The organism is Nocardia sp. NPDC055002, assembly GCF_053608825.1.
The window spans coordinates 590,080-604,542 of the sequence record NZ_JBSGWE010000002.1; the positions used below are offsets into that span (position 1 = coordinate 590,080).

Sequence of the window (14,463 nt, forward strand, 5' to 3'; positions counted from 1 at the left end):
TTCACCCACAGTGGTCTCGTTCGTCGGGGGTGCCCTCTAGTCTTGAATCATGTCTGCGTCCTTGCCCACCGGGTTCGATACCACGCTCCTCGACACGCTGCGGCGGCGTGTCGTCATCGGCGACGGCGCGATGGGCACGATGTTGCAGGCCGCGGATCTGTCGCTCGACGACTTCCGCGGCCTCGAGGGATGCAACGAGATCCTCAACGACACCCGCCCGGATGTGCTCGCCGAGATTCACCGCGCCTACTTCGCCGCGGGCGCGGATGCGGTGGAGACCAACACCTTCGGCTGCAACCTGCCCAACCTCGCCGACTACGACATCCAGGATCGGATCCGCGATCTGTCCGAGCGCGGCACCCGCATCGCCCGCGATGTCGCCGACGAGATGGGTCCGTCCGCCGACGGCACCCCGCGCTATGTCCTCGGCTCGATGGGCCCCGGCACGAAGCTGCCGACCCTGGGCCACGCGCCGTTCGTCTCGCTGCGCGACGCCTACACCGAAGCCGCGCTCGGCATGCTCGACGGCGGTGCCGACGCCATCCTTATCGAGACCTGCCAGGACCTGCTCCAGGTCAAGGCGGCGATCACCGGCAGCCGCCGGGCGATGATCGCGGCGGGCCGCCGGATCCCGATCATCACCCACGTCACCGTGGAGACCACCGGCACCATGCTGGTCGGCAGTGAGATCGGCGCGGCGCTCACCGCGCTGGAACCGCTCGGTATCGACATGATCGGGCTGAACTGCGCGACCGGCCCCGCGGAGATGAGTGAGCACCTGCGGCACCTGTCGCGCCACGCCACCATCCCGGTGTCGGTGATGCCGAACGCCGGTCTGCCCGTGCTCGGTGCCAACGGCGCCGAGTACCCGCTCACCCCCGAAGAGCTCGCCGTCGCGATGAGCGGGTTCGTGTCCGAGTTCGGGCTCTCGCTGGTCGGTGGCTGCTGTGGTACCACCCCGGAGCACATTCGCCAGGTCGCCGAGGCGGTGCGCGAGGTCGAGAAGACGCTGCCCGCGATCGAGGATCGGCGCCACCCCGAGCACGAGCCTGCCGTCTCGAGCATGTACACCGCGGTGCCGTTCGAGCAGGACGCGTCGATCATGATGATCGGCGAGCGCACCAATGCCAACGGCTCCAAGGCTTTCCGTGACGCGATGCTGGCCGCCGACTGGCAGCGGTGCCTCGAGATCGCCAAGGACCAGACCCGCGACGGCGCGCACATGCTCGACCTCTGCGTCGACTACGTGGGCCGCGACGGTGCCGACGACATGAACGAGCTGGCCTCACGGCTGGCCACCGCCTCGACGCTGCCGATCATGCTCGACTCCACCGAGGTGCCGGTGTTGCAGGCGGGTCTGCAGCACCTGGGTGGCCGGTGTGCGGTGAACTCGGTGAACTACGAGGACGGCGCGGGCCCGGATTCGCGGTTCCAGCAGATCATGCGGCTGGTCTCCGAGCACGGTGCCGCCGTCGTCGCGCTGACCATCGACGAAGAGGGTCAGGCTCGCACGGCCGATCACAAGGTCGCGATCGCCGAGCGGCTCATCGACGACATCACCGGCAACTGGGGCCTGGCCGAGTCCGACATCATCATCGACACCCTGACGTTCACCCTGGGCACCGGGCAGGAGGAGTCGCGCAAGGACGGCGAGGAGACGATCAAGGCCATCCGCGAGCTCAAGCGCCGCCGCCCGCAGGTGCAGACCACCCTGGGCCTGTCGAATATCTCCTTCGGTCTGAACCCGGCCGCCCGGCAGGTGCTGAACTCGGTGTTCATGCACGAATGTGTCGAAGCGGGACTGGATTCGGCGATCGTGCACGCGTCGAAGATCCTGCCGATGAGCCGGATCCCCGACGAGCACCAGCAGGTGGCTCTCGATCTGATCTATGACCGCCGCACCGAGGACTACGACCCGCTGCAGAAGCTGATGGCGTTGTTCGAGGGTGTCTCGACGGCCTCGTCGAAGGCCTCGCGCGCCGAGGAAATGGCGCTGCTGCCCTTGTTCGAGCGTCTCGAGCGGCGCATCGTCGACGGTGAACGCAACGGTCTCGGTGACGATCTCGACGAGGCGATGCAGACCGTGCCGCCGCTGCAGATCATCAACGAGACCCTGCTCTCGGGCATGAAGACCGTCGGTGAACTGTTCGGTTCGGGCCAGATGCAGCTGCCGTTCGTGTTGCAGTCGGCCGAGGTGATGAAAACCGCTGTCGCGCACCTGGAACCGCACATGGAAGCCACCGACGACGCGGGTAAGGGCCGGATCGTGCTGGCCACGGTGAAGGGCGATGTCCACGACATCGGCAAGAACCTGGTCGACATCATCTTGTCCAACAACGGCTACGAGGTGGTGAACCTCGGCATCAAGCAGCCCATCGCGACCATTCTCGACGCCGCGCAGGACAAGAAGGCCGACGTGATCGGCATGTCCGGGCTGCTGGTGAAGTCGACCGTGGTGATGAAGGAGAACCTCGGCGAACTCAACTCCAAGGGTGTCGCCGAACAGTTCCCGGTGCTGCTCGGTGGCGCCGCGCTGACTCGTTCCTATGTGGAGAACGACCTCACCGCGGTCTACGACGGCGACGTGTACTACGCCCGCGACGCCTTCGAGGGCCTGCGGTTGATGGACGAGATCATGACCGTCAAGCGTGGCGGCGGGATCGACCCGGACAGCCCGGCGGCGATCGCCGCCAAGGAGAAGGCCGCCGAGCGCAAGGCGCGTCATGAGCGGTCCAAGCGGATCGCGGCCGAGCGCAAGGCCGCCGAGGCGCCGATCGTGGTGCCCGAACGCTCCGATGTGGCCACGGATCTGCCCGTGCCGACGCCGCCGTTCTGGGGTACCCGGGTGATCAAGGGTCTGCCGCTGGCGGAGTATTCGGGTCTGCTCGACGAGCGGGCACTGTTCCTCGGCCAGTGGGGTCTGCGCGGTCAGCGTGCCGGGGACGGGCCGACCTATGAGGACCTGGTGGAGACCGAGGGCCGGCCGCGATTGCGCGCCTGGCTCGACCGGCTCGCCACCGAGGGTGTGCTCCAGCACGCGGCCCTGGTCTACGGGTACTTCCCGGCGGTGTCGGAGGGTGACGAGGTCATCGTGCTGACCGAGCCGAATCCGGATGCGCCGGAACGGTATCGGTTCACCTTCCCGCGTCAGCAGCGCGACAGGTTCCTGTGCATCGCCGACTTCATCCGCTCGCGCGAGCAGGCTCGTGCGACCGGACAGGTCGACGTGTTGCCGTTCCAGCTGGTGACGATGGGTCAGCCGATCGCCGACTTCGCGAACGCGTTGTTCGCCGCCGACGACTACCGTGACTACCTCGAGGTACACGGCATCGGTGTGCAGCTCACCGAGGCGCTGGCCGAGTACTGGCATCGCCGGGTGCGTGAGGAACTGACCGTCGACGGCAAGTCCGTCGCCGCCGACGATCCCGCCGACATCCAGGACTACTTCAAGCTCGGCTACCGGGGCGCTCGCTACTCCTTCGGCTACGGTGCCTGCCCTGACCTGGAAGATCGTGCCAAGCTGGTCGACCTGCTCGACGCGGGCCGGGTCGGGGTGACGCTGTCGGAGGAACTGCAGTTGCACCCCGAACAGTCGACGGACGCGTTCGTGCTGCTGCATCCGGAGGCGAAATACTTCAACGCCTGAGAGACTGCAGGCACAGAGATACACGCGTCGGCAGATCGGACCGGTCCCGCGGACCGGTCCGATTGTCGTTGCGGCGCATGTGAGTCTGGTCACGATGTGGCGCTGGGTCCATGGACCGGGCTGTCCCGCAACAGGATCGAAGCAGTTCAGCACGTAGGATTTTCGAAAGTTTCATCCCGCTGTGGCGCGGAGGGCGAGACGACTCAGCGGTAAGCAGGAGGGGCACACGATATGACATCGGATCGGTTGATCGCGGGACGCTATCGACTCACCGACCCGATCGGCACGGGCGCGATGGGAGTCGTGTGGCGCGCCACCGATGTCCGGCTGCGGCGCACCGTCGCGGTGAAGCAAGTGCTGCTCGCACCCGGTCTCACCGGTACGCAAGCACTCGAAGGAAAACTGCGCGCGATGCGGGAGGGCCGGATCGCGGCCCGTCTGCACCATCCCAACGCCATCACCGTCTTCGATGTGGCCGAAGAGGACGGCCAGCCGTGGCTGGTCATGGAATACATGAACGCGCCGAGCCTCGCGGTGAAGCTGGCGGGTGGGGTGACGTTGCCGCCGATCGAGGTGGCGGGGATCGGCGCCCAGGCCGCCGCGGCGCTGTCCGCCGCGCACGACGCCGGGATCATGCACCGGGATGTGAAACCGGCCAACCTGCTCGTCGGCGACGACGGCACGGTCAAACTCACCGACTTCGGCATCTCGCACGCGACCGGCGACGTCACCGTCACCGCCACCGGCTTCCTGGCGGGCACCCCCGCCTATCTGGCGCCCGAGATCGCGCGCGGCGACAACCCGAAACCCGCCGCCGACGTGTTCGCTCTCGGCTCGACGCTGTACGCCGCCTCCGAAGGCGCCCCGCCGTTCGGTGAGGGCGACAACCCCCTGGCTGTGCTGCACGCCGTCGCGCGCGGTGTGGTGCCCGAGCCGAAGAACGCGGGCCCGCTCGCCCCGGTCCTGATGTGGCTGCTGACCGCTTCCGCCGACGACCGGCCGACGATGGCGCAGGCCCGGGTCGCGCTGGAAGACGTCGCGGCGGGCCGTGTTCCGGCGCTGCCCGCCTCGGCCACGAAGATTCTGCCGATGAGCGAGGCGGCCACGACGCCGACTCCGTCGGCCGGCGCACCCGCGAACGGGGGCGCACCGGCGAAGTCGGGCGCGGCAGCGTTGTTCGGCAGCGGTCTCGCGAAGGCCAAGGCTGCCCGCTCGGCCATCTCGGGCCGAAATTCGACCGGCGTGCCGCATGCGTCCGACGTGAGCGGGGGTGCGGCGTCCGGCGCGGGCGGCAACGCCGCGGGCCGAGCGGATGGGGCAAGCGACCGAGCGGCGGCAGGCGGGGTCGGGCAGGCAGGCGCGGTGCGGCAGGCAGCGGCGGGCGATCCCGGCCTCGTTCGGCCGCGCGACGCCGTGTCCTCGGCCGCGGACGGTGTCGAACGCGCCGGTGCCCAGGCGCAGCTGCGCGCCGAGGCCGCAGCCGGGCCGACAAACGGCTCCGGCCTGCACCCCGCGTTCCCCGCCCCGCCGTCGCGCACCGACCGCGCGAACAACAGCCGCGCCGTGCTGCTGTTGGCCGCGGCCGTCGCCGCCTTCACGGTGATGCTGGTGGTGCTGGTGGTCACCCGTGACCGGGGCGGTGACTCCGATCAGCAGGCGCAGGTCCCGGCATCGCCGGTCACCGTCACCACCGTGGTCGACGGCAAGGTGAGCACGGTCGTCATCGTGCCCGAGCAGGAAACGATCACCGTGTCCGCCCCGCCCGAGGCCCTGCCGGGCGGTGCGACGAGCACCGGTGCGACCCCGACCAGCACGTCCGCCAAGCCCACCCCCACCACCTCGAAACCGGCCAGCACGACCATCACCACCACGCCGTTCGGTCCACCGACCCCGGACCGGATCAACCAGTTCATCGCCGGGTACTACGGCATGCTGCCCGGCAATATCGGCGGGGCGTGGGCGCAGCTCGCTCCCGGCTACCAGGCGCAGACCGGCGGGTTCGGGCAGTACTCGTCGTTCTGGTCGTCGGTGCGGTCGGTGACTGTCGGCTCGATCACCCCCAGCGGGCCGAACCGCGCGGTCGTCACGCTCACCTATCAGCTCGCCAATGGCACCGTGACCTCGGAGAACCGGTGGATCCAGGTCTCCGGCGACGCGGGCAACCTGCAGATCGCCGGATCGGGCGTCTGAGGCGGACCCGTTACCCTGAACGGGGTCCGGCGAGCGCCGGGCATTTCGGCGATGTGTGACGAGAACGAGGCGAGTAACAGGTGAGCGCGCGACCGGCCGCGGTGCTGTGGGACATGGACGGCACGCTGCTCGATTCGGAGAAGCTGTGGGACATCGCGGTTCGTGAACTGGCCCGCGAACACGGTCGCGAGCTGACCGACGAGGTCCGCCACGCCCTGATCGGCGCCTCCGGCCCCAACGCGCTGCGGATGCTCTTCGACGGTATCGGCCTCGACCCGTCGCCGCAGACGATCGTCGAGGCGGGGGAGTTCCTGGAGCGCCGGGTCACCGAGCTGATGCTCGGCCCGATCCCGTGGCGTCCCGGCGCCAAGGATGCGCTGGCGATGGTGCGCGAGGCGGGCATCAAGTCCGCGCTGGTGACCAACACCAAGCGCTCGCTCACCGAATACGGCCTCGACACCCTCGGCCGCGACTTCTTCGACACCTCCGTCTGCGGTGACGAGGTGGCCCACGGCAAGCCCGATCCGGCCGTCTACCGCCGCGCCGCGGAACTGCTCGGGGTCGACCCGGGTGACTGTGTCGCGATCGAGGACTCGCCGACCGGTTCGCTCGCGGCACAGGGCGCGGGTTGCGGTCTGATTGTGATTCCGTGCGAGATCGCGGTTCCCGAGGCGCCGGGGCGGGTATTCCGGGAGTCGCTGATCGGTTTGTCGGTGGATGATCTGCGAGTCGCACTCGACGCACGCGTGTGAATCTTTCGACAGCGGAGCGTGATAGGGCGTAATAGCCTACCGTGATAGTACCGAAACCCAGGTTGAATCTACGAAAACTGTTGCCGCACAGTTGATTTCGCCCGATTGTGATCTTCCCGGGATATGCCCGATTTGTCGAAACCACGGGCGCTCGCCCGAATATTCCCGCAAACTGGGTACATGACGGGCACGCGGGGGCTTGACGAAATCGTCGACATCGCACGGTATCCACTCACCGATCTCGGTGGTTCGGGCAGGCAGGCGGCTGTCGACGCCGCCCGCGCCGGGCTGGCCGAGGACGGGTGTACGGTGCTGCGCGAGTTCATTCGCCCGCAGCTGCTCGATACGCTGCGCGCCGAGGGGGAGGCGATCGCACCGCACGCCCACTACAAGGTGGAGCGGGTCAACGCCTACAACATTCCCCTCGACGCCGACCTGCCCGCCGGCCATCCGGCGCGGATCGTGCTCGATCGCGGTAACGCGTTCGTGGCCCGCGACCGGATCCCGGCCGAGGCGCTGATCCAGCGCCTCTACACCGACCCGGTGTTCCAGCGCTTCGTCGCCGACTGTTTCGAACTCGAGGATCTGCACGAATTCGCCGACCCACTGGCAGGTTTGTGCCTGAACGTGGTCGAGCCGGGGATGTCGCATCCGTGGCATTTCGACACCAACGAATTCACCGTGAGCATGCTCACGCGCAAGCCCGACGCCGGCGGCGTGTTCGAGTACTGCCCCAATATCCGCGACCCGCACGCTGAGCACCTCGACGACGTGCGCGCCGTGCTCACCGGTGACGGCACCCGGTTCATTCGCGCGCTGGAACTGCGCCCCGGCGATCTGCAGCTGTTCAAGGGCCGTTTCTCTCTGCACCGCGTCACCGAGGTGGCCGGTGCGAGCCAACGACATTCGGCGATTTTCGCCTACACGGACCGTCCAGGGGTGATCGGCACGGTCGAACGCACCAGGCAGTTGTTCGGCCGTGTCCTGCCCGACCATGTGGCCGCCGCGGCCGACGCCGTCCGAGGTGACCGACTGCTCGACTGAGAGGAACCGCCCATGTCCGTTCCGTTGCACACCACAGGCAAAGCATCCTTCGACGACATCTACGAAAGTCCGGATCCGCGTGCGTACTTCGCACGGATGAACGAGCTGGACTACCGGATCCCGGAACTGGCGAAGCCGCACTTCGCCGAGCAGCTGCGCCAGCTGCGGGCCGCTCGGCCGGGCCGGATCCCGACGGTGCTCGACCTCGGGTGCTCCTACGGGGTGAACGCGGCACTGCTGCGCACCGACACCACCGTCGACGAATTGGCCGGGCACTACCGTGATCACGTCGACACCGACAAGATCGGGCTGATCGCCGCCGACCGGGAGCGGTTGCGCGGCGATCTGATGCCCGACGTACGCTTCATCGGGATGGACGCCGCACGCCCGGCGCTGACCTACGCCCACGCCGCCGGACTCCTGCACGACTACGTGCACGCCGACCTCGAGGCCACCGAGCCCACCGAGGCGCAGCGCCGTGTGCTGGCCTCCGCCGATCTGGTGATCTCCACCGGATGCGTCGGCTACATCACCGAGAAAACCCTGTCCAGGGTCGCCCAAGCAGATCCGCGCAAGCGACCGTGGATGGCGCATTTCGTGTTGCGGATGTTCGATTTCGGTCCCATCGCCGAGGAACTGGCCGCGCTCGGCTACCGCAGCGAGCAACGTCCCGGTATGTTCCAGCAGCGGAGGTTCGCCTCGTCGCAGGAACGTGAACAAGTGCTGGATGCGTTGGCGGCCAAGGGAATCGACACCACCGACCACGAAGCCGAAGGCTGGCTCTACGCCAACCTGTTCCTGTCCCGCCCGCATCCCATCGAGACCTGAGGACTTGGATTGAACCAACCCACGTTCGCCGCCGAAGACACGCTGCCCCGGGTACCGCTGCCGAGTCTGGACGACAGTTGCGCGCGGTTCCTGCAGTGGTGTCAGCCCCTGCTCGGCGCCGAAGATTACGCCACCACCGAGGGCGCGGTAGCTGAGCTGCTGCGCCCCGGTGGGGCCGGGCGCGCGCTGCACGCCGCCCTCGCCGACTACGACGCCACCCCCGGCGTCGGTAGCTGGCTCGACGAATTCTGGCCGTCCCGGTATCTGGGCCGTCGGGACCGGATCGCGCTGAACGCCAACTTCGTGTTCCTGTTCCGTGACGACACCCCGCTGGCGGCGTCGACCGTCGCCGGGCAGGCCGAGCGGGCCGCCGCGATCATCGGGGCGGCAGTCGATTACAAGCTGGCATTGGACGCGGAGAAGATCCCACCGGTGACCCAGCGCGGGCAGGCGCTGTCGATGTGGCAGAACAAGTACCTGTTCTCCGAGACCCGGATTCCCGGCGAGATCCAGGACAGCGTCCGCAAGCCCTACAGCCCGGAATGGCCTGGCCCCTCGGATGCCCGGCACATCGCGGTCTTCTACCGCGGCAACATCTTCCGGATGGATGTCATCGGACCCGACGGCGCGCCGTACGCGTTCGACGACGTGGTCGACGGGCTGCGCGCGGTGATCAAGGGCGGCACCAAGCCCGCCGCGACCGACACTTCGGTCGGCCATCTCACCACGAAGGCCCGTGCGGCATGGGCGCGCAGCCGGGAAGTGCTGCGCACCGAGCCCGCCAATGTCGAGGCCTTCGACGCGGTGGAGACGGCGCTGTTCTCGGTGTGCCTGGAAGACTTCGCCCCGCGCGACGAACTGCACGCCTGCGATCAGCTGCTCCACGGTGACAGCGGCAACCGCTACTTCGACAAGTCGGTGTCGTTCATCGTCTTCGCCGACGGCCAGGCCGGCATCAATATCGAGCACTGCGGACTCGACGGCACCACCGTGCTGTCGTTCGTCGACGCGCTGCTCGAGCGGACCGCCCAGGATCACGCGGCGACCAGCGGCGCGCAGTCGCAGGGGCTGCCCTCGGTGGAGCCGATCGAGTTCGTGCTCGACTCCGCCGCGCGCGCCGACATCGCCGCGGCGGGCGCCGACTTCGCCCGCTTCGCCGCCGACACGGCCACCTCGCTGGTGTCGTTCGACGACTTCGGCACCGGCGAGGCCAAGAAGCTGGGCATCTCACCCGATGCCTTCGCTCAGCTCAGCTACCAGCTCGCCCACCGGCGCAGCAAGGGGCTCACCGGCGCCACCTACGAATCCATCGCCACCCGGCAGTTCCGCAACGGCCGCACCGAGGCCATGCGCGTGGTGACCCCGGAAATGGTGGCGTTCGTCGACGCGATGGTGTCCGACGACGCCGACTCCGCCACCAAGCTGGCCGCGGCGCGCACCGCCGCGTCCGCCCACGTCGCGCGGGCCAAGGAATGCCAAGCCGGGCAGGCGCCCGAGCAGCACCTGTGGGAACTGGAATGGATCCAGCGCCGCCGCGGCGAACAGCTCGGCGTCGCCGATGAGCGGATCGCGCTGTTCGACAGTCCCGGCTGGACGGTCATGCGCGACGACTACCTCTCGACCAGCTCGGCCCCGTCGAAGTACATCCGCTACTTCGGCTTCGGCTCGACCAGCCCGCGCTGCATCGGCATCGCCTACGTGCTGCTGCCGGATCGGTGGAACATCTACCTGGCCACCCCCAAATCGGTGTCCGACCAGATGTACGCCTTCGCCGATCACCTGCGCACCGCCGTAGCCGACCTGCGCGAACTGCTCGCTCAACCGGCGTGATCGTTTCCCGGCGTGCCGCACCGCGCGGTGCGCCGGGAAAACCGCTGGGTCGGGTATGAAACAATCTCTACTCGTGAAGAACTTCGAATCCCTGTTCGCCGAGCTGACCGAGCGTGCCCAGACCCGTCCCGAGGGCTCTGGCACCGTGGCCGCGCTGGACGCAGGCGTTCATTTCCAGGGCAAGAAGGTCCTGGAGGAGGCCGGCGAGATCTGGCTGGCCGCCGAGCACGAGAGCGATGAAGCGCTCGCCGAGGAGATCTCCCAGCTGCTGTACTGGGTCCAGGTGATGATGCTGGGTCGCGGGCTGAAGCTCGAGGACGTGTACCGACATCTGTGACGGCTGATCCGTCTCGATCGACACGTTTCTCACTTCCCCGAAAGGACCCCATTCCCATGTTGCGCGTCGCAGTTCCCAACAAGGGTTCGCTGTCGGAAGCCGCCACCTCCATCCTGAGCGAGGCCGGATACCGCAAACGGACCGATTCCCGCGATCTCACCGTTCTCGACCCCGCCAATCAGGTCGAGTTCTTCTTCCTGCGCCCCAAGGACATCGCCATCTACGTCGGCTCCGGTGAGCTCGACCTCGGCATCACCGGCCGTGATCTGGCCCTCGACTCCGGTTCCCCGGTGAGCGAGCGGCTGTCGCTCGGTTTCGGCCGCTCGAGCTTCCGCTACGCCGCCCCCGCCGGCGAGGACTGGAAGGTCGAGGATCTGGCGGGCAAGCGCATCGCCACCTCCTACCCGAACCTGGTCCGCGCCGACCTCGCCCGCTTCGGCATCGACGCCGAGGTGATCCGCCTCGACGGCGCGGTCGAGATCTCGATCCAGCTCGGTGTCGCCGACGCCATCGCCGACGTCGTCGGATCCGGGCGCACCCTGCGTCAGCACAACCTGGTCGCGTTCGGCGAGTCCCTGTGCGATTCCGAAGGCGTCCTCATCGAACGCACCGGGTCCGACCGCGACGATCGCGCCCGCAACCAGCTCATCAACCGCATCCAGGGCGTCGTCTTCGCCCAGCAGTACCTGATGCTCGACTACGACTGCCCCAAGTCGCTCTTCGACCAGGCCGTCGCGATCACCCCCGGACTGGAATCACCGACGGTCTCGCCGCTCACCGATCCCGAGTGGGTCGCCGTACGCGCCCTCGTTCCCCGCAAGCAGGGCAACGAACTGATGGACCGCCTCGCCGACCTCGGCGCCAAGGCCATCCTCGCCACCGACATCCGCTCCTGCCGGGCCTTCTGAGCAGTACTTCCCGAAGCCCCTCACCTGAGTTCGCGCAGGTGGGGGGCTTCGTGTTTTCGGCGCCTGAACTTACTTCGCCGAGAGACTCTCGAGCGCCTCACGCACGAAACACAACGGGCAGATCGGGTCGAACGGCGCTGTCACCGCGTCGGCGACGAGGGGCTCGACGACGGCTGGCTGTGCTGTCGAACCTGCCGATGCGACGGTCGGACAGGTCCCCATCGCCAGCGTGATGGCGGCCAGGGCGACGGCCCTGAACAGAGTGCGGTTCATTATTTCTCCTCGACTCGGTGGAGACGACCCAGCGGACGGCAGCGCGGGTGAGGCCACCGTCCATGGATTCCCGGCAGTCCGAAGGTAGCCGTCTTCGATGCGCTGGTCGAGGCCGCCGACGGGCATTCCGCCGCGGGTAGGCTGGAATCGCAGATTTGTCCGGACAATCAGTGATCGGGGCGAACATGTCGAACAAGAACGAACACGAAGAGAAGATCGAGAAGGAGCAGGTCGAGCGCGAAGAAGAGCGCCGCCGCCTGCAAGAAGAAGAGGATCGTCGCCTGCAGTAGGCCTAGCTGCCCGCGCGAGCGACGAAGGGCGCCACCACCGCGATGAGCACGTCGGGTTGCTCCACCAGCGAGCTGTGCCCGGACCCCGCGATCACCTGGGCGCGCAATCCGGCTTCAGCGAATCGAGCGACATTGGTCGGGGCCAGCGCGTCGTGCTCACCCCAGATCACCAGGATCGGCTTGCCCAGAGCCGCGAGACGGTCGGCCACGGCGCGTTCGTCGTTGAGCTCGACGGCGGCGGTCGAACGACATACCCCGCGGTGGGTGAGTCGTTCGAGTGACCGATGTGCCAGTGCCGGAACGGGATAGTCCGCGGCGAACGCGGTCTGCAGCGAACCATCCGTGATCGCATCGATCGGTCGCAAGCGGTCCGAGAGCGCCCCGACGATCGGCACGCAGTTGAGCGCCGCGAGCATCGGCATCGCACGCAGCCCGGGACCGCCCTGGGTGTCGATCACCGCGACCCGTTCGACGCGGCCGGGCTCCTGCTGCGCGAGCTGGGTGGCGACGTGTCCGCCCATGGAGTGCGCGACCAGGGCCGCCTGGCGGATACCGAGCGTGTCCAACGCACGCAGGACTGCCCTCGCTTGGCCCTCTGCATCGAAGTCGCCGTCGTCGCCGGTCGATTCGGAGCCGCCGTGTCCGACGAGATCGATGGCCACGACCCGGTTCCCGGCCGCCGCCAGCGCGGGGGCGACCTGTTCCCACCATTCGATCGAGGCCGAATAGCCGTGCAGCAGAACGACCGCCCGCTCGCCGATGGCCGGGCCGTACTCGCGCACATTGAGGTCGGGGCCGTCGAGGACCAGGACATGTCCGCCCGCGAAGGGTTCGGCTGCTCGGGTGTCGCGTTCGACAAGGATCGCGTTGCCGGCCAGCGCGGCAACCACCACGATCAGCACCAGTGCGACAGCGCGCGTCTTCCCGGTAATGCGCACTGAACCCACCCCTGAACTCGATCGCTCTCGAACATCATGCAGCCTATCGTGCGGCTGGCGGCGAGATCCGCTCAGGCTGAACACAATCGGTGTGCCCTCGCGATTCCGTTGCTACCTTGCGTTTTCTCGATGAGGAACAGCGAGGAGTCATCGTGTCGCAGACACAACCCGAGCCTCGGCCGGGCAGCGCATTCAGCTGGAACGAAGACTGGTTGGCTACCGTCGTCGGGCTCGTCCTGATCGGCCTGGTGCTGGTCGGCGCGATCCCGGATTGGCTGGTGCCGTGATGGGGGAGGTCAGGACGACGTCGGAAACCGCGGCGTTGCAGGCGAATACGCGGCCGACGGCGCGCGACATCGTGGCCGGGATCCTGCTGGTGCTCGCGCTGGGCGCGTTGACGCGGTTCTTCGACACCCATGTTCCGCAGTGGGCCGCGGATACGCCGTTCAAGCGGGTCGCGAAGACGGTCGAGTATCCGGTGTACGCGATCGCGATCGGGTTGATCGGCAATGCGGTGCTGAGCAAGATCGGCCTGCGGGACCGGCTTTCGGCCGGGTTCCGGACCGAATTCTTCATCAAGACCGGGGTGGTGCTGCTCGGCGCTTCGATCAATCTGAAGATCCTGGTGACGGCGGCCGCTCCGTCGATCGTGCAGGCGCTGGCGTTGATCACCATCGTCTTCGGGTTCACCTGGTGGCTGGGCGGGGTGCTCGGTCTCGACGACAAGTTGCGGGCGCTGCTGTCGTCGGCGGTGTCGATCTGCGGGGTGAGCGCGGCCATCGCGGCGGCGGGTGCGGTGCAGGCGCGACGCGAGCAGATCGCCTACGCGGCGTCGCTGGTGATCATCTTCGCGTTGCCCTCGATCTTCCTGTTGCCCTGGCTCGCCGACGTTCTCGGGCTCTCCGATGCGGTGGCGGGCGCGTGGATCGGTGGCAATATCGACACCACCGCCGCGGTGGCTGCCGCGGGTGCGCTGGCGGGTGAGCAGTCGTTGCAGATCGCGACGATCGTCAAGACCACGCAGAACGCGCTCATCGGTCTCGTGGCGATCGCTCTCACCGCCTGGTTCGCGTTCCGCGTGGATCGCACCGAGGGTGCCGCTCGTCCGAGTATCGGCGAATTCTGGGCCAGGTTCCCGAAATTCGTGCTCGGATTCATCGCCGCGTCGATCATCGGCACGCTGTATCTGCAGTCGGTCGACAAGAAGACGGGTGCCGCGCACATCGCCGTCATCAACGACCTGCGCACCTGGTTCCTGATCCTGGCCTTCGTCTCCATCGGCCTGGAGTTCTCGCTGCGCGGGCTGCGCGAAGCCGGCTGGCGGCCGATCGTGGTCTTCGGATCGGCGGCGGTGGTGAACCTCGCTGTCGGCCTTGGTCTTTCGGTGCTGCTGTTCCGCGACTTCGCGGTCTGAGTACGCGCTGCGG

General features: G+C 67.8%; 12 protein-coding genes. 10 read left to right on the forward strand and 2 right to left on the reverse strand.

Annotation, left to right across the window (positions count from 1 at the left end; translation table 11 throughout):
- The first annotated feature begins 49 nt into the window (after positions 1–49).
- The 8 genes from metH to hisG all read left to right on the forward strand — a co-directional run bounded on the left by metH (position 50) and on the right by hisG (position 11,535).
- The gene (gene metH, locus ACWF99_RS09945; RefSeq protein ID WP_452535631.1) at positions 50–3,646 is read left to right on the forward strand and encodes a methionine synthase; all 3,597 of its coding nucleotides are present in this window, start codon (positions 50–52) and stop codon (positions 3,644–3,646) included.
- Positions 3,647–3,877: 231 nt separating this feature from the next.
- Complete coding sequence (locus tag ACWF99_RS09950) at positions 3,878–5,836, forward strand: serine/threonine-protein kinase (protein WP_452535632.1); 1,959 nt, start codon at positions 3,878–3,880, stop codon at positions 5,834–5,836.
- Between the two features lie 80 nt (positions 5,837–5,916).
- Positions 5,917–6,588: an HAD family hydrolase gene (locus ACWF99_RS09955; RefSeq protein WP_452535633.1), complete on the forward strand. Its 672-nt coding sequence runs from the start codon at positions 5,917–5,919 to the stop codon at positions 6,586–6,588.
- Positions 6,589–6,768: 180 nt separating this feature from the next.
- Positions 6,769–7,632: a HalD/BesD family halogenase gene (locus ACWF99_RS09960; RefSeq protein WP_378627394.1), complete on the forward strand. Its 864-nt coding sequence runs from the start codon at positions 6,769–6,771 to the stop codon at positions 7,630–7,632.
- A 12-nt stretch (positions 7,633–7,644) separates the two neighbouring features.
- Positions 7,645–8,460, forward strand: a complete 816-nt coding sequence (locus tag ACWF99_RS09965) for a class I SAM-dependent methyltransferase (RefSeq protein ID WP_378627397.1) — start codon at positions 7,645–7,647, stop codon at positions 8,458–8,460.
- 9 nt (positions 8,461–8,469) lie between these two features.
- The gene (locus tag ACWF99_RS09970) at positions 8,470–10,290 is read left to right on the forward strand and encodes a choline/carnitine O-acyltransferase (protein WP_378627399.1); all 1,821 of its coding nucleotides are present in this window, start codon (positions 8,470–8,472) and stop codon (positions 10,288–10,290) included.
- Between the two features lie 55 nt (positions 10,291–10,345).
- A complete protein-coding gene (locus ACWF99_RS09975) occupies positions 10,346–10,627 on the forward strand; it encodes a phosphoribosyl-ATP diphosphatase (RefSeq protein ID WP_174562637.1) in 282 nt (93 codons plus the stop codon).
- 56 nt (positions 10,628–10,683) lie between these two features.
- Complete coding sequence (gene hisG, locus ACWF99_RS09980; RefSeq protein ID WP_378627402.1) at positions 10,684–11,535, forward strand: ATP phosphoribosyltransferase; 852 nt, start codon at positions 10,684–10,686, stop codon at positions 11,533–11,535.
- Positions 11,536–11,604: 69 nt separating this feature from the next.
- On the opposite strand, the gene ACWF99_RS09985 is transcribed toward hisG, so the two are convergent.
- On the reverse strand, positions 11,605–11,808 hold the full coding sequence (locus ACWF99_RS09985) for a hypothetical protein (protein WP_378627403.1): 204 nt from the start codon (positions 11,806–11,808) through the stop codon (positions 11,605–11,607).
- A 292-nt stretch (positions 11,809–12,100) separates the two neighbouring features.
- Positions 12,101–13,036 (reverse strand): alpha/beta fold hydrolase, encoded by a 936-nt coding sequence (locus ACWF99_RS09990; RefSeq protein WP_452535634.1) that lies wholly within the window; start codon positions 13,034–13,036, stop codon positions 12,101–12,103.
- Positions 13,037–13,188: 152 nt separating this feature from the next.
- Here ACWF99_RS09990 and ACWF99_RS09995 point away from each other — a divergent pair, with 152 nt between their 5' ends.
- A complete protein-coding gene (locus tag ACWF99_RS09995) occupies positions 13,189–13,323 on the forward strand; it encodes a hypothetical protein (RefSeq protein ID WP_266290015.1) in 135 nt (44 codons plus the stop codon).
- Positions 13,323–14,450 carry a YeiH family protein gene (locus ACWF99_RS10000; RefSeq protein ID WP_452535635.1) on the forward strand — a complete coding sequence of 376 codons (1,128 nt, stop codon included), beginning with the start codon at positions 13,323–13,325 and terminating at the stop codon, positions 14,448–14,450. Before ACWF99_RS09995 ends, ACWF99_RS10000 begins: the two co-directional genes overlap by 1 nt.
- Positions 14,451–14,463 lie beyond the last annotated feature (13 nt).